The sequence below is a fragment of the Aciduliprofundum boonei T469 genome, assembly GCF_000025665.1.
GTDB lineage: Archaea > Thermoplasmatota > Thermoplasmata > Thermoplasmatales > Aciduliprofundaceae > Aciduliprofundum > Aciduliprofundum boonei.
Genome location: NC_013926.1, coordinates 1,146,932 through 1,168,245 on the forward strand (window position 1 = coordinate 1,146,932; position 21,314 = coordinate 1,168,245).

Annotated in this window: 22 protein-coding genes and 2 tRNA genes; 18 read left to right on the plus strand and 6 right to left on the minus strand. The window is 37.5% G+C overall.

The window, feature by feature from the left end; genetic code table 11:
• Positions 1 to 63 precede the first annotated feature (63 nt).
• The 6 genes from ABOO_RS06075 (at position 64) to ABOO_RS06100 (ending at position 4,004) form a co-directional block, all read left to right on the plus strand.
• Positions 64 to 876: a mechanosensitive ion channel family protein gene (locus ABOO_RS06075; protein ID WP_008085641.1), complete on the plus strand. Its 813-nt coding sequence runs from the start codon at positions 64 to 66 to the stop codon at positions 874 to 876.
• Positions 877 to 928: 52 nt separating this feature from the next.
• Positions 929 to 1,858 (plus strand): GTP 3',8-cyclase MoaA, encoded by a 930-nt coding sequence (gene moaA, locus ABOO_RS06080; protein ID WP_048102968.1) that lies wholly within the window; start codon positions 929 to 931, stop codon positions 1,856 to 1,858.
• Between the two features lie 35 nt (positions 1,859 to 1,893).
• A tRNA-Asn gene (locus tag ABOO_RS06085) sits at positions 1,894 to 1,967 on the plus strand.
• A 172-nt stretch (positions 1,968 to 2,139) separates the two neighbouring features.
• Positions 2,140 to 2,379: a hypothetical protein gene (locus ABOO_RS06090; protein ID WP_008085702.1), complete on the plus strand. Its 240-nt coding sequence runs from the start codon at positions 2,140 to 2,142 to the stop codon at positions 2,377 to 2,379.
• 52 nt (positions 2,380 to 2,431) lie between these two features.
• Positions 2,432 to 3,772 carry a hypothetical protein gene (locus ABOO_RS06095; RefSeq protein WP_008085682.1) on the plus strand — a complete coding sequence of 447 codons (1,341 nt, stop codon included), beginning with the start codon at positions 2,432 to 2,434 and terminating at the stop codon, positions 3,770 to 3,772.
• Entirely contained in the window at positions 3,765 to 4,004 is a 240-nt protein-coding gene (locus ABOO_RS06100; protein WP_008085673.1) for a hypothetical protein, read from the plus strand. The genes ABOO_RS06095 and ABOO_RS06100 overlap by 8 nt, the downstream gene beginning before the upstream one ends.
• Before the next feature lie 14 nt (positions 4,005 to 4,018).
• Here ABOO_RS06100 and ABOO_RS08130 read toward each other — a convergent pair whose 3' ends face one another.
• The 3 genes from ABOO_RS08130 to ABOO_RS06110 form a co-directional block, all read right to left on the minus strand.
• Positions 4,019 to 4,180, minus strand: a complete 162-nt coding sequence (locus ABOO_RS08130) for a type I restriction enzyme endonuclease domain-containing protein (RefSeq protein ID WP_148222013.1) — start codon at positions 4,178 to 4,180, stop codon at positions 4,019 to 4,021.
• The gene (locus ABOO_RS06105; protein WP_012997366.1) at positions 4,150 to 5,376 is read right to left on the minus strand and encodes an AAA family ATPase; all 1,227 of its coding nucleotides are present in this window, start codon (positions 5,374 to 5,376) and stop codon (positions 4,150 to 4,152) included. Before ABOO_RS06105 ends, ABOO_RS08130 begins: the two co-directional genes overlap by 31 nt.
• A gap of 311 nt (positions 5,377 to 5,687) precedes the next feature.
• Positions 5,688 to 6,449 (minus strand): ribbon-helix-helix domain-containing protein, encoded by a 762-nt coding sequence (locus ABOO_RS06110; protein ID WP_008083901.1) that lies wholly within the window; start codon positions 6,447 to 6,449, stop codon positions 5,688 to 5,690.
• 598 nt (positions 6,450 to 7,047) lie between these two features.
• Between ABOO_RS06110 and ABOO_RS06115 the strand changes: the two genes are divergently transcribed.
• The 6 genes from ABOO_RS06115 (at position 7,048) to ABOO_RS06135 (ending at position 13,488) form a co-directional block, all read left to right on the plus strand.
• Positions 7,048 to 10,776 carry a right-handed parallel beta-helix repeat-containing protein gene (locus ABOO_RS06115; protein WP_008085679.1) on the plus strand — a complete coding sequence of 1,243 codons (3,729 nt, stop codon included), beginning with the start codon at positions 7,048 to 7,050 and terminating at the stop codon, positions 10,774 to 10,776.
• Between the two features lie 192 nt (positions 10,777 to 10,968).
• On the plus strand, positions 10,969 to 11,175 hold the full coding sequence (locus ABOO_RS06120; RefSeq protein WP_008083878.1) for a DUF5678 domain-containing protein: 207 nt from the start codon (positions 10,969 to 10,971) through the stop codon (positions 11,173 to 11,175).
• Positions 11,176 to 11,234: 59 nt separating this feature from the next.
• Positions 11,235 to 11,390 (plus strand): hypothetical protein, encoded by a 156-nt coding sequence (locus tag ABOO_RS08050; protein ID WP_008083976.1) that lies wholly within the window; start codon positions 11,235 to 11,237, stop codon positions 11,388 to 11,390.
• Between the two features lie 134 nt (positions 11,391 to 11,524).
• Positions 11,525 to 12,808, plus strand: a complete 1,284-nt coding sequence (locus tag ABOO_RS06125) for an ATP-binding protein (RefSeq protein WP_008083945.1) — start codon at positions 11,525 to 11,527, stop codon at positions 12,806 to 12,808.
• Positions 12,809 to 13,003: 195 nt separating this feature from the next.
• The gene (locus ABOO_RS06130; protein ID WP_008083946.1) at positions 13,004 to 13,219 is read left to right on the plus strand and encodes a hypothetical protein; all 216 of its coding nucleotides are present in this window, start codon (positions 13,004 to 13,006) and stop codon (positions 13,217 to 13,219) included.
• Between the two features lie 59 nt (positions 13,220 to 13,278).
• On the plus strand, positions 13,279 to 13,488 hold the full coding sequence (locus tag ABOO_RS06135; protein ID WP_008083756.1) for a type II toxin-antitoxin system RelE family toxin: 210 nt from the start codon (positions 13,279 to 13,281) through the stop codon (positions 13,486 to 13,488).
• A gap of 2 nt (positions 13,489 to 13,490) precedes the next feature.
• Here the strand turns inward: ABOO_RS06135 and ABOO_RS06140 are convergent, their stop codons facing one another.
• Both ABOO_RS06140 and ABOO_RS06145 read right to left on the minus strand, forming a co-directional pair.
• Positions 13,491 to 13,778, minus strand: a complete 288-nt coding sequence (locus ABOO_RS06140) for a hypothetical protein (RefSeq protein WP_008083941.1) — start codon at positions 13,776 to 13,778, stop codon at positions 13,491 to 13,493.
• Complete coding sequence (locus ABOO_RS06145) at positions 13,771 to 14,076, minus strand: hypothetical protein (RefSeq protein ID WP_012997367.1); 306 nt, start codon at positions 14,074 to 14,076, stop codon at positions 13,771 to 13,773. The genes ABOO_RS06140 and ABOO_RS06145 overlap by 8 nt, the downstream gene beginning before the upstream one ends.
• Before the next feature lie 93 nt (positions 14,077 to 14,169).
• On the opposite strand from ABOO_RS06145, the gene ABOO_RS06150 reads away from it, so the two are divergent.
• The 4 genes from ABOO_RS06150 (at position 14,170) to gdhA (ending at position 18,055) form a co-directional block, all read left to right on the plus strand.
• The gene (locus tag ABOO_RS06150) at positions 14,170 to 15,237 is read left to right on the plus strand and encodes a tyrosine-type recombinase/integrase (protein ID WP_008083947.1); all 1,068 of its coding nucleotides are present in this window, start codon (positions 14,170 to 14,172) and stop codon (positions 15,235 to 15,237) included.
• Between the two features lie 124 nt (positions 15,238 to 15,361).
• Positions 15,362 to 16,414 carry a hypothetical protein gene (locus tag ABOO_RS06155; RefSeq protein WP_008083834.1) on the plus strand — a complete coding sequence of 351 codons (1,053 nt, stop codon included), beginning with the start codon at positions 15,362 to 15,364 and terminating at the stop codon, positions 16,412 to 16,414.
• Between the two features lie 53 nt (positions 16,415 to 16,467).
• Positions 16,468 to 16,587: transfer RNA gene (locus tag ABOO_RS06160), tRNA-Gln, on the plus strand.
• Between the two features lie 97 nt (positions 16,588 to 16,684).
• Positions 16,685 to 18,055 (plus strand): NADP-specific glutamate dehydrogenase, encoded by a 1,371-nt coding sequence (gene gdhA, locus ABOO_RS06165; RefSeq protein WP_012997368.1) that lies wholly within the window; start codon positions 16,685 to 16,687, stop codon positions 18,053 to 18,055.
• Between the two features lie 32 nt (positions 18,056 to 18,087).
• Here the strand turns inward: gdhA and ABOO_RS06170 are convergent, their stop codons facing one another.
• Positions 18,088 to 19,434, minus strand: coding sequence for a RuvB-like domain-containing protein (locus ABOO_RS06170; RefSeq protein ID WP_008083775.1), 1,347 nt, complete (start codon positions 19,432 to 19,434; stop codon positions 18,088 to 18,090).
• 88 nt (positions 19,435 to 19,522) lie between these two features.
• Between ABOO_RS06170 and ABOO_RS06175 the strand changes: the two genes are divergently transcribed.
• On the plus strand, positions 19,523 to 20,431 hold the full coding sequence (locus ABOO_RS06175; protein ID WP_008083829.1) for a DMT family transporter: 909 nt from the start codon (positions 19,523 to 19,525) through the stop codon (positions 20,429 to 20,431).
• Positions 20,432 to 20,481: 50 nt separating this feature from the next.
• Positions 20,482 to 21,312 carry a transposase gene (locus tag ABOO_RS06180; RefSeq protein ID WP_008082381.1) on the plus strand — a complete coding sequence of 277 codons (831 nt, stop codon included), beginning with the start codon at positions 20,482 to 20,484 and terminating at the stop codon, positions 21,310 to 21,312.
• Positions 21,313 to 21,314: the final 2 nt, after the last annotated feature.

Here is a 21,314-nt window from a genome sequence, read left to right on the forward strand (position 1 = left end):
TAAATAATTATCACCAAAAAGTTAAATAGTTTCAATCTCTTATATTTTGAGAGGTGGCTAAACATGGGATTTGATATAGGTGCACCATTGCCGTATATAGGATTCTCTGTGATACAGATAATCTGGTTCGCAGTAATTATAGTGGTGGGTTTTGTACTAGTAAAATACCTCATAGTTCCATTGATGAGAAAGAGTATGAAGAAGACAAAATTACCTGAGATACTCATTGAATTTATGGTAAGAGTAACTGCCATATTTTTATACATTTTGGTGTTCTTACTCTCCCTCACAGCGCTTGGCTATGACATGAGTGCCATAGTAATAGGACTTTCAGCAATCTTGGGTTTGATGTTAGGCTTTGGCTTGCAGGATACAATAACAAATATGGCCAGCGGTTTCTGGATTGCCCTTACTAGGCCCTTTGATAAAGGGGAAGTTGTTAGTGCTCAGGGATTAACAGGAAAAATAGTGGGAATAGGAATAATGTCTACAAAGATGCTCACACCTGATAATGTCGTGATTACTATACCAAACAAAATAATATGGGGCAGCCCAATGATAAACTATACACGGATGAACATAAGACGGGTGGATGTAAATGTTGGAGTGGCATATGGCACGAATTTAGATAAAGCAGTGAAAATAGCAATGGATATGATGAAGAAGCATGAGTTAGTACTGGATGATCCAGAGCCATCTGTGGCAATAACCGAGCTTGCAGATTCATCCATAAATCTACAACTGCGTGCATGGACCAAAACAGATGATTACTGGACTGTGAAAGGAGATCTTACAAAGCAAATATACGAAACTTACGGAAAGAAGAAAATTGAGATACCGTTCCCCCAGATGGATGTGCATTTGAAAAAAGAATAACTTTTTTCTTTATTTTTTCAAAATCTTTATATCGTTATGCTCATTAAGGTATATCGTGAAGGATAAGTTTGGAAGGCCTGTGAAGAGCATTCGTGTTTCTGTTACAGAAAGATGCAATCTCAACTGCTTTTACTGCCACAGAGAGGGAGAGTGGCATAGGCATCATAGTGAGATGACCCCTGATGAAATTGAGAGAATTTTGAAAATTGCGAGAGAGCTAGATATAAGGAAAGTAAAATTCACGGGAGGAGAACCTTTGTGTAGGAATGATATAGTGGAAATAGTGCTTAAGAGTGCACCTTTGATGGATAGGGATGTTTCTCTTACAACGAATGGAACTTTGCTTTCCAAATATGCTTATGAGTTGAAAGAAGTGGGATTGGATAGAGTTAATGTGAGTTTAGATACTCTTGATCCTGAGAAATATAGGAGAATAACGAGAAAGGATATGCTGAATGATGCAATTGACGGAATTTATGCTGCAGTAGATGCTGGATTAAATCCAGTAAAACTCAATATGGTGCTCCTAAGGGGAATAAATGAGGATGAAATTGAGGATATGATTCGCTTTGCAGCTGATACTGGGGCAATTCTACAGATAATTGAGCTTGAGGCGCCTGTAGAAAAAGAGCAAACTGGATTTTTCAAAAAATATCATGTAAATCCAAAGTTTATAGAAGAGCACTTGGAAAAAATTGCAGAGCAAGTAAAGTACAATGAGCTGCACAGGAGAAGGCGGTTTGTATTCAATTTCGAGGGGAAGAAAGCTGAAGTTGAGATTGTTAGACCTATGCATAACAGTGAATTTTGTATGTACTGCACAAGAATTCGTCTTACTAGTGATGGTAAGTTAAAACCCTGTTTGCTTCGGGATGATAATTTAGTTGATATTCTTACTCCTCTCCGTAGTGGAGCTACGGAGAAAGAGCTAAAGGATTTGTTTATAGAAGCCATTATGCGGCGCGAGCCCTATTGGAAGTGAAAATTTAAATATTCCTTTCTATTACACCAGATTGTGCCGCCGTAGCTTAGTTGGCTGGAGCGGCCGGCTGTTAACCGGCAGGTCGCAGGTTCGAATCCTGCCGGCGGCGCTGCTTTGAATTTATCTGCACCCATCAATAATTTTTTAGAGCTAGTGTTTTACGGGTTCTGTTTGAATTTGGACGCCGTTTGGCGTGCTATAAAGTTTTCGGTTACCCCCTCAAAAATGCAGAGATCATGCGCCGCCGATTGGCGTCTGTATCGAAAAAGGAGGTGGTATGAATGAAGAGGCCATATAAGTTGGAGATTTTGTGGAGCACGGGAGATTTAACGGAGAGTGGAATAACGGAAATAGAGAAAGAGCTTATAGGGGAGTATGGCTCTCTTTACATACTAACGAGGTACGAACTTAAAGGAGAGCCAAATGCTAGGCCAGTGAGCTATCAAGTGTGGGATAAGGAAGATAATCCGTTGATACCAATAGATACACAGCCCAGAGCGGAGGAATCAGCATCTGCATGATGTACTACATAGGGATGTTGGAAAAGGATGAAGTAGCACTGGAAGATGAACTATGAGTACAGTGACAAATTCCTTGATTGAAGTGTTTCGTAATGGTGTTGCACTTACACCAAAAGAAGCTTTTTACATACTTCAAAGTAAAGGGATTAAAACAACATACAAGTCAGTGAGCAAGATTCTCTCTAGGCTTTATTACAGGGGAACATTAGAGCGTGCTGGAGGCAAATATATTTTTTCCTCACAAGGGCGACAGGTTGTTTCAAGCAAGGCGACATATGGAGACAATTTAAAGGTAGAGGGCGACAGTCAGAAAATGCAATATATTTCTGATTTTCCAAGCAGATATGTTTCAAATACAGTAAAATTGAAACGAAACGGCATAAGAAGTAAGCTAATGAAGAGATTTCTGGCCATATTGATGAACAACAACATAGAATTTTTTGATTCTAACAAGTTTTATCAATCTTTGCAGTCCAAGTATTGTTTCCATCTCAATAGAAGCACTTATAGAGTGATATTACATAGGTTGAAACTCCGTGGTTTTCTAAGTTTCAGATTCAAAAGGTACTATGTGAATATGAATAAGGTGAGAGATTTCTTTAGCGTTTCAGATTTTGAGATTGGAGGTGCGAGTACCCATAGCATACCAAAAAATGGTGAAAATTACAAATTCCCCAAATACAAGGGTACCCAACCATCCGTTTCAGAAATATTATCCGTTCGTGTCAGCGAGCATGCCCCAAGAGTGGATATAAAGATAAGCAAGTTCAGAAAAGAGATCGTAGAAGAGAAGTACAATCTTAAGGTGATAAATCCTAGAGATCCTTCTGGAAAGATGCGCTTCAAAGGAAAGCATATCAATGCCATAATAACGAAGAATGGGTATGTCATGATAATTCCAAAAGATTCACAATGGCTAGAAGAGGTAAGGGAAGTTTTTGGAGAAGAGGCAGCTGCCAGTGCAAAGCTAAAGGGAGCTATGAAGCATAAGGAGTATGCGCTAGGAGATTTAGTCAAGCTTTACAAGTCAGAGAGGTTTGGAGCCCAGATAGATTATTCAGAGTTTAATGGGGACATAGGATTTCAAGGAGATGCGGAAAAAGTTGAGGTTGCGGATGAGATTTTTAGGCAGGAGATAATGAGCAAGGTATCTCAGAGCGCTTATCTGGCCGATATAATAGTTGATTTAGATAGGACCTCAGAAGAGTTAAAAGAATTACTCAAAAATACGAGGGAAGAGGTCATGGCCCAAGTATTATTGAATTCTCAAGCGGTAAGTGCCATACGGGAATCTGCGAGGGAGATAAGCAATGTTATGCGTCAATTTATAGATATATTAAAAAATGCCCAGAACGGAATGTTTTCTGGAGGAGAGGTTGAGGGTTATGCATGAGCTAAAGAGATTTCAGATAAAGAGAATTATAGAGGAGGCTATGAGGATCACGAATGATATAACTCTGAGAGAGGATGTAAAGCTTGAGGACATTTACAAGATAGCAGAGGCGGTTAAGGGAGAGAGATTAACAAAGAGGGAGAAGCTGATGATAGCAGGCATTGTGAAAAGGCACTATTCAACATATAGGGAGTTAGAGGATAATGAGTTGAAGGTTGTGGTGATGGTGTAGGAGCCAAATATAATCTATGCAACAGCATATAGTCTTTCTGCTTCTGCAAGAACTTCATTAGCAATTGCATTTATCTTTCTATAATCTATTTTCATATTTGATTTTTCTAAAAGCACTTCTTTTACTATTACTCTTATTCTCTCTCTTACGTTCTCCTTTTTATTCCAATCTGCAATAGATCTTCTGGAGTAAGAATTTCAACATTTCTCATACCCTTAATTTTTCTGCGAGTAAAGAATATCTTTCTGCAGTAAAAATTCTCGGTTTTCTTCTCAAAGCTTTCTATGTCCTTTTTTGTTGCTTTTCCCCACTTAACCTCTCCAACTATTATGGGCTTGTTCCTTTTAGTTATCAGCATATCTATTTCCCTGTTTGCTTCCTTGAGGTATTCAACTCTACCTCCGTAGAGCTCTGCAAAAAGATCTGCAACGAATCTCTCTATAGCTAGGTTGTGAAGCTTCTCCAGTGTTGGTTTTACTTCATCGTAAGTGATTTCACGGGATAAGTCGTATCTAGAATCTAAGTAGTAAAACATCTTGGCTGGTTCTGAATCTATCTCGTAAACATACCTCTTCTTTCCGTACCTTTTTATCTCCCTCAAGATTCCCATATCTCTGAGGTTCTTTATGTAGGGAAGTACTGAAGAGCTCGCCGGGGATTTGATTATTTTTCGTGAATATAATATGGAAGCAATTTCACGATAATCTAAATAACCTTCTCCTATCAGAGAAATTATAGAGTAATATGTCTTCGTTAACTCTCTCTCCTCCTCAGTGAATATTTCTCCTATGAGTGCTGGAATTGCGTACGGCAGAATGTTAAGTAGCGAGGGAAAGAATTTTTCAGGTGAGGTAAAAAGAGGAATTGTCCAGGGATCACGGAGATAGGGGGCAACTTCAATAGCCTTCTCTGGAGAGAGATAAGAAAGAAGAGAATTAAGAATATCTTTTGCTCTTATTAATCCAAGGCGATAGGGATATATTATTCCCAAAAATGGTGAGTTCTTGGATAGAAGCTTTGATACAACGCTCATGCTTGAGCCGGAGAGTATAAGCCTGCCAGAAGGATGCACACTTGCAATATCGTCCCATACTTCCTCGGGCAATCTCTGAAACTCGTCAATTACCACAGTTTTTCCATCCACAAGGCCCCTCTTAACCTTTTCAATCATGCCCCCCGTATCTATTTTTTCATTCCCATTTTCCATTCTAATCCTGCCATCTCTCCGAATGAAAAAATAAATGTCATAATTTAGAAAATTCTTTATGAGAAATGTTTTTCCAACTTTCCTCCTGCCAAAGAGCAGAATCCAGCCACCCATGCTTTTTATCTCCTCCGCCTCACTTCTGTTAACCACTATTCTTGAACCCATATTCATGAATCATGGTTCACAAATATTTAAGGGTTGTGATTTTGTGTTAGGCAATTTTGCTACGAAGTTTGAGAATAAATAGAAAGCTTTAAAGTAAAACCTTCGTTAATTTGTAAATATTTCCGCAATAGCAAGATAAATGAATAAATGGATAAATGATTTCGTTTTGGCCTAAAACGACACTATTAGAGCCCATAAATGCCTTTTCAAAGCTATGGGGTATATAAATAAACGGGCAGTTTTAGTATCGTTTAAAATAAACGAAACTAAAGATAAATCTCTCCAGGAAACTGAGTTTGACCGTAGAGCTTTCACCATAGCAGGTTCTTTTCCCTCTCCATCTTCCTTTTCCACTTCGCAACTTCTTCCTTCGTCACCAGCCAAGCACCCAAATACAGATTGTAGATAGAACCATCCTCGTAAATCACATTGTTTCCATCCACCTTGTAGTGCAGTCCCGGTACCTTTGGAAAATCTATCTTCTCCTCCTTATCTTCTTTAGCTGGAGATTCTTCAACCTGTGAGCTCTGTGTCTGGACAGCATCTGCAATCATGTCCAGCCTGTTCTTTATCTCCTCCAACTCTGGATAAAGCTCCGTTGCCACTGCCATCCCAACTCTGTCCTCTATGTTGAGAATCTCATTCGTTTTCCTGTAGTACTTCTCTCGGACATAGAGCTTCAGAGCTTCTCTCACGATAGAGGATAAATTCTTGCCTCTCATTCTTGCTATGGACTCTATATCTTCCTTCAACTCACTGCTTACCTTTACCCGTATCTCTGGCATACTTCCCGCCATTTTTATCACCGCTTTTTCTCTCTTTAGAACCTCTATATAAAATTGTCTATGGGAGCGGAGTTCAATTTTTGCTGTATAGAACACATTCTCTTTGCAATTTGCATTTTTGAAGTGGAAAATTTGCCAAATTTTTAGTGGAATTCTGGAAAACCCTTCTACAACATTATTTCCTTTCAATTTCTCCACTGTTTGGTGGAATTTCTCCTCCCTGAAATACACTTTTGGGATGTTGAAAATTCTTCGTTCTTTTCTGCTTCTCCTTACAAGGCACTTCATTTTGGTGGAGCTCGCTTATCTTGCTATAAATAATAAATATTTTATAAGGGAACTCCACAGAATTGCGTTGAATTGCTAGCAGGATTAGATTTACACGGTGTCTTCTGGATGTACATTGTTTGTATATCCCTACGAGTATATTTCGGGAAATGATGTGCTAAGTCAATAGTATATAAAGCCTCTTTTTCAGAATTGCAAGGAAAGTATGTATTATAATACTTCAACTTACAATTTATTAATTGATTGATTAATTAATTAACTCCAAAAATAAAATAATAAGGGGAGAGATGGTATCTCACCTATAATATCTCCGTTTATTAAAAAAGAAATTATTAATTCTGGCGGGGGAGGTTTAAAATTTGGGATTGCTAGAGAAATTAGTTCTATGTTTGTTCTCTGCGATGTGGCATTTTCTTCTAAACTTAGTGGAGCTAAATGTAATGAAGTTAGTAAAATGAAATCTTTAAAGAGATGTGGAAAGAAGGTATGTTGAGATGTAATATTACAAACGTAATTAAAGTTAAAATAAATTTTATAATAGCTTATTTCGTAAAGTATTTATAATATAAGTTGCATATCTTTTGCCGTTGCATAGAAGGTGGTGGAAACGAAGAGTAGTGGATTTGTGAAGGTATTGGTGATTTCCTTGGTTCTTTTAATGATTTTCAGTGGGCTTGGAGTTGTTATGAATGCCACGGGAGTTAGTACTCATAAAACATCTTTAACTTCTAATGAAGCAAATGTTGTGAAGGCGCATATACTTGATACATCCTTCTCTGATTTCAAATTCAAGAAAATTAGCCAAGGAGATATAAATAAAATGTTAGAGCTGAGAGAAAAGATAATTGGGAGATTAAATGAAAGTGATGGTGGAAAATCATACCATAACTTACCTGAATATAATATGGAAAATTCTGCAGTTCGTATGGAACATCTATCGTATATGAATACCCGCATAGATTTTAATAATAATGCCACGCCCATGATAGATGGACATGCTACAGGATTGATCTTACCCGATAGAAAAGAGCTTGAGAATTTGATTGGACACAAGATGATAATCGGTTTGAATACAAAGGTAAGAGAGCCAAGCAGTGTAAGGTGGGACTTAGATCCGCATTTTCCACCGGTGGGAGATCAAGAATGGCAAGGATCTTGTACAGCTTGGGCTGTAAGCTACTATCAAAACGGGTTTTTGCAGAGAATGATTTACAACTGGACAGATGACTCTCTCGGTCACCTTATGAGCCCTTCTTGGACTTACAACAAGGCAAATTTTGGAGAGGATGGAGGGAGTACTTTTGAAGGTAATATTGAGGTGATTGAGAGTGTTGGAGATGCCACTCTGGCCAACATGACTTATAATCCTTCAGATTATGTCTCTTGGGGAGATGAGAATGCTTGGAGAGATGCACCCAAGCATAGAATTGGGAATTATTACCTTGTTTATTTTGGAAACGATAGTGGAATTGCAACTATAAAAGAGCTATTGCAAGAAGGTTATTTGGTTACATTCGGTATAGATGCCTCTCAATTTGGTAATGGCTTTGCAGATGGAAACTACATAATTTCTTCGCAGGAATACAATTCTAACTCTCCTAATCATGCTCAAACAATCGTGGGATATGATGATAACATAACAGATGATGGAGATGTTGGAGCGTTTAGAGTTGTAAATTCATGGGGTACAGACTGGGGAGATCATGGATTTTACTGGATTACATACAAAGCCTTGGAGGAAAAAATATCTCAGGGTTGGCCCTATGCTCGTGTTCTAGTTCCACTCTCTCAACATCCATATAATCCAAAGCTACTTGCCATTTGGCATTTTAGCAATCCTGGACCGAGAGATGCACCTGTAAACATAACAATAGGCTCTGAAAACTCAAGTTTATATAGAACTCCAATCTGGAATGGAGGAAATCACTATTTTCCAAGTTTTATGGCTCTTGATATTACTGAGTTCTACAATGAATGGGTAAATTCGAGCTATAAGGATAAGTTCTACCTAAAGATCGGATCGAGCAGCAGCGGCTCTAGCACAGTGGACTCTTTCAAGATAGACTACTATCCATACGGATATAAATACTTGTGGCAAAACTCCACAGAATCTCGAGATGTTCCTGCCATCACTCCTTTAATAATAAAATCCGCTGAATTCATGCCTAGTGAATACTTTCCTTACATATATATAAATCCTATACATACTATTTTTCATAAATACTATCATTTAAATGTGACTGATGTTATTTTAGGTAATGCAGGTAATTCCACAGATGCTTTACTTTTTTATGCTGAAGCGACAAATGGATGGTCTGTTCATCCCTCTTATAAAAAAATAGTCTTACGTTCTAATGAAATTCAGAATATTGAGCTGAATATAACACCGCCAAACAATGTTAAGTTAGGTGACAAGACAACAATAAAAATAAAAGTTATTTCACAAAATGATACATCCAAATCATATATGTTAAATATAAAAGAGATCTACCTTTCAAATATAATATACATCGATGGAGATTCAGATTTTAAATATCAAGCAAAAATTTTTGGCTGGCCTGGAAATGGTTCTGAAGATAACCCATACATTATATCTGGTCATAAAATAGATGCTAGTAATATAAGCTTTGGTATTTATATCCGCAATACTAGAGTTCATTTTATTGTAACTGACTGTGAAATATATCATAGCAGTGCTTATTACTCTTGGCCCACCCCATACGGTGAAGGAGTTTGGCTTTATAATGTATGGTATGCCAAAATATACAACAACATCTTTCATAATAACGGAAATCATACACTTCTAAGAGGTGGCGATGGTATATTCTTACAATACTCCCTCTATTCCCTAGTTTTCAACAATATAGTTTATAATAATTGGAATGGAATTACATTGTATTACTCTTATGAAAATATAATAAAAAGTAACATTATTAAAAATAATGGAGAATCAGGCATATCTATTTTATCTTCAGGTAAAAATAGCTTATATCATAATAATATGACTAACAACGGAATCTTTTTATATGGGGGATTTAATACATATATAACACAGAAAATTCCTATCAATAATACAATAAATGGCAAATCCGTATTTTACTATATAAATAGTAATCACAATTTTACAGCTCCACCAAATATTGGTGAAATTATTTTAGGAAATGTTAGTAATTTAAAAATAGAAAATACAACCTTACTAGGCCTAAACTATGGTATTCAAATAGCCTACTCATCTAATGTTACAATAATAAATTCAACCGTAGAAGGTATCAGTATTCAGGGTTCAAATAATATAACAGTCGACAACACACATTGTGAAGGTGGTATAGACGGTGTAGTAACTATGGGATCTTCAAAAATTTTGATAAAAAACAGCACTTTTAAAAATAAGCAGATTGGAGTGTACTTTTTTGATACTGAAAAAAGTATTGCAGTAAACAATACATTTTATGATTGTGAGAGTGGAATTGAAATAGTTTTCTCTAGTAATAATTTAGTTAAAAATAATCATATTGTTGGAAATTATAATGAAGATGGAATTTATGTATATTATTCACAAAAAAATTCAATAGAAAATAATACCATTTATTATGAAAAATATGGCGTATTTTTAAATAGATATTCAAAATACAATATATTGATATATAATACTATTTCTAAAAGCTCTAAATATGGGGTGTATATGGCCTCTTTCTCGGAGTATAATATAATTTACAATAACTCATTCTATTACAATCACGGCTCAGGAGATACTTACAATTCGTCGCATATTCAAGCGCGAGATGATGGCTCTGATAATTGGTGGAATTCCACATCAGGTATAGGCAATTACTGGCAAGATTGGGCAAACAACAATAATAGCAATGATAAAAATGGAGATGGTATTGTGGACTGGCCCTACAATATAGACGGCTCTGCAGGTGCGAAGGATTATTATCCACTAAGATGCTCGGTAGAGGAATCTACACCATCTCACCCTTTTAATTTAAATGCTAAAACAGGTAATGGTTATGTAAATTTAAGCTGGAATCAACCACTATGTAATGGGAGTTCTAATATTACATTATACAAAATATATCGCAATGGTACTCTAATAGCAACAGTACCTGCTACTCAACTTTGGTACAACGACACTAATGTAGTTCCTGGAGTTAATTACTCATACTATGTCACTGCAGTAAATTCAGTTGGAGAGTCACAGCCCAGCAACACCGTAAAAGCTACACCAACAGGGGCCATACCAGAGTTCTCAAGTGCGTGGATAGCAATAATAACAATACTATCCTTGCTTGTAGTATTTCGTAGGAGGAAAGTCAAGAAAACCTGAGGTTCAAAACCACAGATTGCAAGGAAATTAAGCTTTACAATATAATCTTGCATATTCTCTCACATAGACAATTTAAAATGACGCCAGAAACAAATCTTTATGATTAGCTTTGAATCTATTGAGGGAAAAATATATTCCATGAGGAAATAACAAATAGAAAAGTTTAAAATAGAGTGGGGAGATGTATAAATAATGAGCAAGGAGATCAAGGACAAGAACTATGAGTTCTACATAAATGCGGATTTGAGTGAATATGCTGGGAAGTGGATTGCGATAGTGGATGGCAAGGTTGTGGCCAGTGGGGAAGATCCTGAGGAAGTATATATGAAAGCAGAGAAAAAAGGTGGTAAGGACATATCCCTAGCGTATGTGCCAACTGATGATCTCTTGATTTTGTAAATTATTCTTCCTGCTATATCGTAAGAAAACTTTAAAATATAAGCAAGAGATGTGTAAATATGGAAGATGTGGGCACGATAGAGAGATTGTACAAGAAGCTGGACGAGGAAGAGCCAACTGAGGAGGAGCTAAAAATAATAAAAGAGGGTAGAGAAGAGATAAATAAAGGGCAATATGTAAAGCTTGAAGATGCTTTGGAAATTTTAGATGAGTGAAAATAGCTAGTAATCGCTCATAGAAGGAAAATACATTAACTCATCAATGGTAGAAAGTTATAAAGAAAAATTTCCCACCGGAGTAAGACAAAAATGTTAAATATGTCTTAGTTGTATAGAACAAATTGGTTGAAATGCTCTTGGAAGAGGTCATAGCTGAGTTTCATCGCTTTGGAATTCCGAAATTGAAGGAGAGGAGCTTAGATTTACCTTTGAATTTGAACAAAGCAATCACTCTTGTTGGACTACGAAGAACGGGAAAGACATATCTATTGTACCAAACGATACAAAAATTGATAGAAAGGGGAATGAGAATAGAGCGGCTCTTTTACATAAACTTTGAAGATGAGAGAATAGGAAATATGGACTCCAAAGATTTATCTCAAATTGTGGAAATATATAGAAAATACAATCCTGATGCAAAGAGCATGTATCTTTTCTTGGATGAAATACAGAATGTAAAAGGTTGGGAGAAATTCGTGCGCAGGCTTTTGGAGAGAAGAAATGCAAGGCTCTTCATCACAGGCTCATCTTCCAAACTTCTAAGCAAGGAAATTGCAACGACTCTTAGAGGGAGAAGCTTGAGTTATCATCTTTTTCCTTTATCGTTCAAAGAGTTCTTAAAGTTCAAGGAGTTTAAGCTCAGAGAACCTTTGATAGAAGATGATAGGGGAATGATAAAGAAGTATCTAGATGAGTACACCAACTTTGGAGGATTTCCAGAGATTGTAAATTACGAAGAGATACTGAAGATAAGAACTCTCCAAGAATATCTAGATTTGATAGTTTACAAGGACTTGGTAGAGAGATACGGAATAAAGAAAATTGGTGTGATGAAGGCATTGATAAAAGCCACAGTGAAGAATTTTGGAAACAGAATATCTGTTAAGAAACTCTACAATAGCCTTGGGTCTGGAAATGAGCTTAGCAAGAACAAGATCTATGAGTATTTCTCGTACCTTGATGACATTGGGTTTGTTATTCCAGTGAGAAAATTTAGCTACAGCGAGATTGAATCTATGAGGAGCATGCCCAAATTATATGTGGTGGACAATGGATTTCCCACACTCTATGGAATGAAAGATATGGGAAGGAGGATAGAGAATATAGTTGCAGTGGAGCTGATGCGTAGAAAATACTACTACAATCCCACACAAGAATTTGCCTACTATATGGCGGGAAACAAAGAGGTGGACTTCGTTGTCTACGAGGGGCAAAGAGTTAAAGAATTAATACAAGTTTGTTACGATGTTAGCGATATAAACACCAAAAACAGAGAGATAGACGCCTTGATAAGAGCTTCCAAAGAGCTGAAATGCAATGATTTAAAAATAATCACATGGGACCATGAGGGCCAAGAGGAAGTAGAGGGAAAGAAAATAGAGTATGTTCCACTGTGGAAGTGGCTTCTTGAGTAACATGATAAGTTAGGTCTAAGAGCTTTCAAAAACATCCATATTTTGTCCTCTTTGAAGGAAAATTTGCCCGATATTGAAGTTTCTCCTTGAGGGTGGTATAATTACACCTGTAAAGGTGAAAAACGCTCTCAAATCAAAAAATTTGTAAAAATCCCTTAGAAAAGATTAAAATACAATAAGGTGATAGTAAAGGTGATGGCAACGAATGGCACTGTAGAGATTTTAGAACGACTTGAGGGGGAGATACAAGACATAAAGAAGATGCTAGAGAGATTGGAGACTATGCTAATTGGTGAGGAAGAAATATCGGAAGAGGAGAGAAAAGAGCTTGAAGAGAGGATAAAAGAGGCAAAGAATGGAGACACAGTGAGCTTGGAAGAGTTTCTCCGTGATTTAAATGTACAGAGTTGAGATACATCGCAAAGCCCAGAAAGAGATAAAGTACTTGCCGGAAGATATAAGAGAAGGTTTTGAATTTAATTATCAATCTGCAATACGCTCCGTATCCTTTTAAAGAGTATGACCTTAAGAAGATTAAAGGATTGAAAGATGTTTATAGGGTGAGAATAGGAGATTATAGGGTAATCTATCTTGTTAATGATGATCTCAAGAAAGTTACAATTTTAGAGGTAAAAAGGAGAGAAAAAGCATATAGAGATTTAAAAAATAGAATGCCCTGAGATTATCTTCTCAGCTTCTCAAACAGCCAAGGCTTGTCCTGGGCAAGAGTAATTATTATGCCTTCTAGGTCCTCATCCTCCGGGTATGTGAGTAATATATTTTCCACCATTTCCTTCATTAGCTTTGCTGGGAGATCTATTGTATGCGGGCCAATCTGAATAAGGTATCTTTCAGATGCTCTTCTAATCTTCACAAAATTTGTGGTATCCATGCCCTTTATTTCCACCAATCTGGTTATCTCCTCTCCGCCGGATAGCAGAAAGGAGAATCTTACCACATCATCACTCATCGTTCCTCACCTCTCTTACAAGTATTTTAACATCCTTCTTCAAAATCACATAATCCTTACCTTCAATCCTTATAATTTCTATTATTCCACTGTACATCAGCTTGTAAAGATGGGGCCTTATAGAGTTTCTCTCCACTGGCAAATCTTGATCTTTTAGAACCTTCAAAAGCTCGGGAATTCGCATTTTTTGTTTTTTCTTTAAAGCTTGCAGAACCGCAGCCCGTATGTAGTGAGAGAGTCCGTCAGCTAGCACTTCTATGGTGTAAACATCTTTAACTTCTTCATAATTATTCATCATCATGTAGGTAAGACGAAAGGTATATATATGTTTTTTGCATGATGTCAAAATGTCATTAAATTTAGACATTTAGAAAATGATGAGGGAAGTGAGATGAACATAAGAAAGATAAAAGAGGTGGTAGACGAGGTAAGTAAGGCGTTAGAAAATGGAAACTATGAAGATGCAAGAGATTTGATAGAGAATCTCAGGGCCATGCTAAAAAGCACAACAGAGTCTAAGGGGTGGCAGAAAAACAAGGATGAATACTTTGCATACTTGAAAACTACGCGGGAAATAAAAACTGTGAAGGATCACAGAATCAAGCTTGAAAAAGCAGAAGAGTTTTTGAAGGAAAAGTACGGATATCTTCCAAATCCAGCCTCTATAACGGAGAAAGATGCTAGAGAGTACCTTTATTGGTTAAAGCTCAAGGGATACGATAGGAACTATTATCGCAGAGTTTTCCAAGTTTTTATCCAGTTTTTGGCATTCTCTATGAACCCCAGAGCTTTTAAAATGAGATTTTTAGTGCCAAGAGAGGATAAGAAGCCCATTCTCTACATGGCTGTGGAGGATGTTAAAAAGGCACTTGAGATGTTTGGAGAGCAGAATTTTGAAGAGCTAAAGCATAGGACTATGATATGGATCTACGCGTGGACGGGTATAAGATATTCGGAGGTGATAGTCTTAAAGAAGGATGACATAGATTTGAAAAACAATCTTATCATTGTGAGAGAAGGAAAAGGTGGGCATGAGAGAGTAGTATACATACCTCCAGTGTTGAAGGGTCTTCTTGAAAAATACATTGAAAGATGGGAAAAGTACATGAAACTGAGAGAGGAGATGGGGTTGAGAACTTCAGAATACCTGTTCTTCTGGATCAAAAGAAACGGGGAGATAATGGATCCTTACTGGGGATTTAGAGGATACTTCACACATTTTGCAGATAGGGCAAAGGAAGTAGGCATAGAGAAATTCAATATAAAGAAGTTCAGGGCTACTATAGCTAAGTTGCTTAGGGAGATAGGAGGTGTAGATCTATCAACAGTTAGTGCTCAGCTTGGACATAGTAGAACTTCCACAACCGAAGAATTCTACCATAGAATGGGACCTGTTGGATTGGAAAAACCTTATGAAAAAGTTGAAAAACTTCTTTTGGGTGATAAAAAGGATGATTAGGTTATTATTCTATACTGCCGGCGGCGCTATTTTTGTATCGCTGGTCGGATGGATTCGCACCCTTCCGACTTTCTTCCAAATTCCTAAGCAAACCTTAAATATTCTGTGTGGATTTTAATTCTTAATGAGAAAGAGTATTGCAGTTGCAATTAGTGTGGTAATCATAGTGTCAGCAATTGCGGGTGTAGTTCTTCTAGGCACCTACCAGAATAATGATACTCTTAAGATTAAAATCCATTTACCTGTGAACTCCTATTTTTATACCACTGGAATCTTTACATTTAAGAATGAGACAATGCTATATCTTGGAGCTAATGTAAGACCGAATGTGGATGAAGAAAATAACAGCTATGGTATATTTTATATAACGGCTATCCAAAATAGATATTCCATAGAGGGTAAAGACTGGAAAGAGATATTAAGAGTTAGTGAAAAAATAGATAGGATAAAAGAATACAGTTATGGAGACTCCGCATATTTTTCTATTATACTATCAAATTTAACCTCCTTGATTGTGAAAATAAACGAGAATTTGCAAGTTGATAAAATATGGTATACACACAAATTGGAAATTTATTCTATGCTTATTTCAAACGGATATTTTTATCTATTTGAGAAGAACGAAAATTCCGCAGAATTAGTGAGAACTAAGGATTTTAACAACTTTACAGAGATTTACAGAATTAAAAATGTTGCATTCATTTTCAACAGTTATTTATTCGCTTTAAATAATGAAGTATACCTTGCATATGGAGTCGCTATTTCAAATCTTAGTAATGGAGAAGGTGCTCTTCTGAAAACAAGAGGAACGGGATACAAAGTTATACTAAATAATACGCACGCATGGGAAATTTTTGCGTTTTCGCAGGATAATAAAATATTTTATTATGAAACACTAGAGAAAAATATAAATCTATTTGTGATAAATCCATTTACCGATAGAATTGAGGGAAAATACAACATTTACTGGGTGCCATTTTACCATAATAATGGCATAACAATTGCAGTAGGGAAGGATATTCTCTATTCAGAAAACGGCATAAAATTTAAGCCAGTATGCTCCCGTGATGGTATGAGTTTTGATATAAATTCTCCTGACCAAATTGCAATAATAAACCATGAACTTTATGTTCTACTATTTAATGGTCAAAGTGTAATGGTGAAATGCAGAATATAACGCCGTTTAACTGCGCAAAATTTTAATATCGCACCGATATTTACCCATTGCATAGCCCCGTGGTGTAGTGGTCAAGCATCGGGGACTCTGGCGAAGCCCCTTTAAAAAGGTGCTTTATCCCCAAAGGGCTTCGGAGAGATCCCTGGACGGAGGTTCGAATCCTCCCGGGGCTGCTTTTTCAAATTTTATATAACCATGATACGCTCTTTCAATCAAGAAAGTTTATATCTATTACTGCGATTTCCCCTTGCCTAAAAAGAAGGTGATAATATGAATGCAAAAGAATATGTGGAAAATATAATAGAGAATGTGAAGGCAAAGAACCCTGCACAGCCTGAGTTTCACCAGGCAGTCACTGAAGTGCTTCACACTTTGATACCTGTAATAGAGAAGAACCCTAAGTATATGAAGCACAAGATTCTAGAGAGAATAACAGAGCCAGAGCGTGTAATAATGTTCCGTGTAACATGGGAGGATGACAATGGAGAGCTTCATGTAAATCGTGGTTACAGAATCGAGTTCAATGGAGCAATAGGCCCATACAAGGGTGGTTTGAGATTCCATCCAACTGTCACACTTGGAGTATTGAAGTTCTTAGGATTTGAACAAATATTCAAGAATGCCCTGACCGGCATACCTATGGGCGGAGCCAAGGGCGGTTCTGATTTCGATCCTCACGGTAAGAGCGACTCTGAGGTAAGACGCTTCTGCGAGAACTTTATGATGGAGCTATACAGACATATTGGACCAAATACCGATGTCCCTGCTGGAGATATTGGTGTTGGTGGAAGGGAAATAGGTTATCTCTTTGGAGCATATAGAAAGATTGTAGACCGCTGGGAAGGAGTTCTCACTGGTAAGGGCTTGAACTGGGGCGGTTCATTGATAAGGCCTGAGGCAACTGGATATGGTGCCACATACTATCTAATTGAGATGCTCAAGAAGTTCAAGGGCAAGAAAGATTTGAAGGGCTATAATGTTGCAATCTCTGGCAGTGGTAATGTTGCCCAATTTGCCTCTAAGAAGGTTACTGAATTTGGCGGTAAAGTTGTCACACTCTCAGATTCTAAGGGAGCAATGTATCTACCAGATGGTATAAATGATGATATTTGGAACGCAGTTTATGAGACAAAAGCCATAAAGCATGGTCGCTTGCAGGAAGTCGCTGAGAAATTCGATTTACCATGGTTCCCTGGCAAGAAGGCTTGGGAAGTTGCAGCTAAGGAAGCAGGAGAGGTACATATTGCATTCCCGAGTGCAACCCAGAATGAAATAAATGCAGAGGATGCAAAGACATTAATTAATGCAGGGCTTATAGCTGTTGTAGAGGGTGCAAATATGCCAAGCACATTGGACGCAATAAATCTCTACTTTGAGAATGATGTGCTCTTTGGACCTGCAAAAGCTGCCAATGCTGGTGGTGTGGCTGTAAGCGGTCTTGAGATGAGTCAGAATGCACAGTTCACCTATTGGAGCGCAGAGGAAGTGGATCGCAAATTGCACGATATAATGGTAAACATCTTCAACACTGGTGTAAAGTATGCAGAGAAGTACGACAAGCCCACAAACTTGCTATTGGGATCAAACATAGGTGGCTTTGTGAAAGTAGCAGATTCCATGATAGACCAGGGAATCTACTAAACCCTCTATTTTTTATTTTTAAAATAAAAAAATTAGTCATAAATCATTTCTTCTTCCATCTTGCGCAGGTAGTTCACTGAGCGTTTTACATCTGCAAAGAGCTTGTATACTCTCTCTATGTGCTCTCTCTTTATCTCTTCCTTATTTGCAAGCTCCCACGCTGGAGCCAAGAGCTGTATTGCGTACCTCAAAGAAGCTTTCTGGCCTATCTCTACAAGATATTCCATTGCATCTTTCTCTATTTTTATCCCTTCTTTTTTAGCTCTTGTCATTATGATCTCCTTCATATCCTCCGCATCGTATTTCTTCGTTGTTATGACCAATAATCTATCCAGCAGGTCCAGAGGCATACCAAACGGTGATTTTATATCAGTACCGCGTACAGTTGTTATTCCTCTATTGGTTGCGAATATGATAATAGGAGAGAGCTCCTGCTCCATGGCCTTATTTAGAAAAGCGTATGTTTCTATATCTAACATTGAGCATTCATCAATGAACAGAACTCCTGGGATTAATTCTGCTCTTCCATCTTCCACTAACCTCTTTACCTGTTCATCCACTCTTCTTCTGACATCCTCGCTTATCTCTTTTCTTTCAGAGGCACCAAATAGCAAAGATGCTAAATCCATTCCAGAGCGGGACTGCATCATGTCCAAATCGTTGAGAGTTAGGGTATAGACAAATTCTTTTTCTTTCAGCACGGAGCCATCTGGGATATCCATAATCTTCTCAGAGGACAAATCGTAGCTTTTCTCCTCCACAGCATCTTTGGAAATGCCTATTTTCACTACTCTTCCACTATCTGCATCAATCTGAATAATATCGCCCTCTTCAATTCCCTGCTGCAATAACTGCATAGCAAAGCTTTGATCCATTTTTAGTTTTTTCTTCTCATTTTTTGTTTTAAGCGTAATTGTTGCGGTTGCAGGAATCTTCTGATACGGATTGTAAGGATGCTGCATATACTCCACACTCAAACTCTCAACCTTTCCCTCATATATATTGCGCATTTCGTGAATTCTCACCCCTATCGCCTTACGCAATGTCTGAGTTAAGAATTCCGTCTTTTTCACCTCACTGCTATAAATCTCACTGCCAGCGATGTGCACGAAGGGTACATCCTCACCAAGCTCTTTTGCAATTCCTATGGCAAGGGCAGTTTTGCCACTTCCCGGAGGGCCTGCAATTAGAATGGCATTACCTGCAAATTTACCCTCTTTAATCATCTTGACAATTATACCCGCTGCCTCTCTTGCCTCTATCTGTCCTATCATACCATCCGCTTTTCTCAAAGCCCTGTAATTCTCATCAAGCCCCAGTCCAAGAATGTGAGAATGCGCAGATATTCTTTCCCACTCCCTCATCTCGGATATCTCCATTCCCATCACCTCAAAAATGAAAAAATATTCTTCTATATAAAATTTTTCAATAGTAAAGTTAAATAAGAACATTTGCATCAAGGCTCAAATGTCCCAAATATACGGTGAGATTGCAGCCTTATCGGCAGCTTTTATGTGGAGCGTATCTTCTACCTTATTCACCAAGGTTGGGAAGAGAATCGGTCCTTTAAGTTTAAATGCTTTAAGAATAACAATCAGTGCATTTCTTTTTTCAGTTTCAAATTTTATTCTTTATGGAACATTTTTTCCAATAGTTAGTTATAACCAAATTGCTATACTATCCTTAAGCGGTATAATAGGGCTTGCCGTGGGCGATTTAGCTTACTTCGGAGCTCTGGTGGAGATGGGTGCAAGAAAGGCAATATTAGTTTCCTCAATGGCTCCAATTTTTTCGTTGATTGGAGGCTATATTCTTTTACACGAGGTACCTACACATATAGCACTAATTGGAATACTATTAGTTTTATTGGGTATATGGATTGTAATTATCGAAAAAGAGGAAAGGAATGAGAATAAAAAATTTAAAACTCATATCTTTAAAGGAACAATCTTTGGAACAATAGCTGCTATTGGACAGGGTATAGGCGTAGTGTTCTCGAAGTACGGGATGTTTTATTCTTCCATCCCCCTCAATCCACTCTCAACCACAGTGATCAGAGTTTTTGCAGCTCTACCGGTTATATGGCTTACCCTTATTATATGGAAAAAACCCAAGCATATATTAAGCGGTTTGAAAGATAGATATGCACTAAAACTCTTGATTTTTGGATCTCTTATAGGACCATTCATAGGGCTTTGGCTCTCAATGATCGCAATAAAGTATGCACAGGTAGGTATAGCATCCACTTTGCTCTCTACTACCCCCCTCATGGTTCTTCCTGTGGTTTATTTGATGGACAAAGAGAAAGTAAATCTTCGTGGCATATTTGGGGCACTTATGGCAGTGATAGGCGTAGCCTTAATCTTCTTATTTTGAGGGTAAGTTGCAACCCTACAGAAAAATAAAATAGGAGAGATAAATAAAGGATGAGCAGGAAATTAGAGTTATACAAGATTGTGAAGATAGGATTAAGAGCAATGAAGAGGGCGAAACTCCCGCTTTACTGGAGCAAGTATTCTAGGAAGGACTACACTCTGCACCAGCACATAATGCTGATAGTGCTGGTGCAGTATGCAGGAAGCATAGAAAGAATGCTCCAGATTGTGCGAGAAATGAGAAAGATAAAGAGGGTAATGAGATTGAAGAAAATCCCCCATAAAAGCACAATTTCAAGAGAGTTGAGAAGAATACCAGAACGATGGATTCGCATTGTGCTTAGAGAAATAGTGAAAATAATGGGAATACCCAATAAATTTGCAGTGGATTCCACAGGTATTCAAATTTATTACCGTTCATACTACTACACACAGCGAATCGGAGAAGTAGGAAAAATAAGAGAAGGATTGAAATTGCATGCTGCTGTGGATATTGAGAGGAAGCTCATTACCAATGCAATAGTTACAAAATGGCACACTAACGATTCACCGTACCTCATTCCTCTTTTGGAGGAAGAGAGAGTAAAAGAAGTGTATGCAGATAAGGGCTATGATTCTCTACGTAACATACGATTTGTTCTGAATAAAGGAGGAACTCCATACATAGCAATCCGTAATAAAGCAAGAAGAGGATTGCGAAGGAGATTGTTAGAAAAGAGCAAATCACCTGACTGGAAAAAGAAGTACTCGCATAGAAATGTAATTGAATCAGTCTTCCACTCTTTCAAAAGAGTTGTTGGAGATTACATATTTTCCCATTCTTTCTCTGGTGCTTCTAAACTCCTGCTCTTCAAAGTTCTTGCCTATGATCTCTATGTCTAATC

Coding starts and splice junctions, on each gene's coding strand:
- ABOO_RS08050 (WP_008083976.1), top strand. CDS start 11,235: ATGGAAGATGTGGGCACGATAGAGAGATTGTACAAGAAGCTGGACGAG.
- ABOO_RS06120 (WP_008083878.1), top strand. CDS start 10,969: ATGAGCAAGGAGATCAAGGACAAGAACTATGAGTTCTACATAAATGCG.
- gdhA (WP_012997368.1), top strand. CDS start 16,685: ATGAATGCAAAAGAATATGTGGAAAATATAATAGAGAATGTGAAGGCA.
- ABOO_RS06100 (WP_008085673.1), top strand. CDS start 3,765: ATGCATGAGCTAAAGAGATTTCAGATAAAGAGAATTATAGAGGAGGCT.
- ABOO_RS06175 (WP_008083829.1), top strand. CDS start 19,523: ATGTCCCAAATATACGGTGAGATTGCAGCCTTATCGGCAGCTTTTATG.
- ABOO_RS06075 (WP_008085641.1), top strand. CDS start 64: ATGGGATTTGATATAGGTGCACCATTGCCGTATATAGGATTCTCTGTG.
- ABOO_RS06170 (WP_008083775.1), bottom strand. CDS start 19,434: ATGGAGATATCCGAGATGAGGGAGTGGGAAAGAATATCTGCGCATTCT.
- ABOO_RS06145 (WP_012997367.1), bottom strand. CDS start 14,076: ATGATGAATAATTATGAAGAAGTTAAAGATGTTTACACCATAGAAGTG.
- ABOO_RS06180 (WP_008082381.1), top strand. CDS start 20,482: ATGAGCAGGAAATTAGAGTTATACAAGATTGTGAAGATAGGATTAAGA.
- ABOO_RS06090 (WP_008085702.1), top strand. CDS start 2,140: ATGAAGAGGCCATATAAGTTGGAGATTTTGTGGAGCACGGGAGATTTA.
- ABOO_RS06125 (WP_008083945.1), top strand. CDS start 11,525: ATGCTCTTGGAAGAGGTCATAGCTGAGTTTCATCGCTTTGGAATTCCG.
- ABOO_RS06110 (WP_008083901.1), bottom strand. CDS start 6,449: ATGAAGTGCCTTGTAAGGAGAAGCAGAAAAGAACGAAGAATTTTCAAC.
- ABOO_RS06140 (WP_008083941.1), bottom strand. CDS start 13,778: ATGAGTGATGATGTGGTAAGATTCTCCTTTCTGCTATCCGGCGGAGAG.
- ABOO_RS06130 (WP_008083946.1), top strand. CDS start 13,004: ATGGCAACGAATGGCACTGTAGAGATTTTAGAACGACTTGAGGGGGAG.
- ABOO_RS06155 (WP_008083834.1), top strand. CDS start 15,362: ATGAGAAAGAGTATTGCAGTTGCAATTAGTGTGGTAATCATAGTGTCA.
- ABOO_RS06095 (WP_008085682.1), top strand. CDS start 2,432: ATGAGTACAGTGACAAATTCCTTGATTGAAGTGTTTCGTAATGGTGTT.
- ABOO_RS06150 (WP_008083947.1), top strand. CDS start 14,170: ATGAACATAAGAAAGATAAAAGAGGTGGTAGACGAGGTAAGTAAGGCG.
- ABOO_RS06105 (WP_012997366.1), bottom strand. CDS start 5,376: ATGGGTTCAAGAATAGTGGTTAACAGAAGTGAGGCGGAGGAGATAAAA.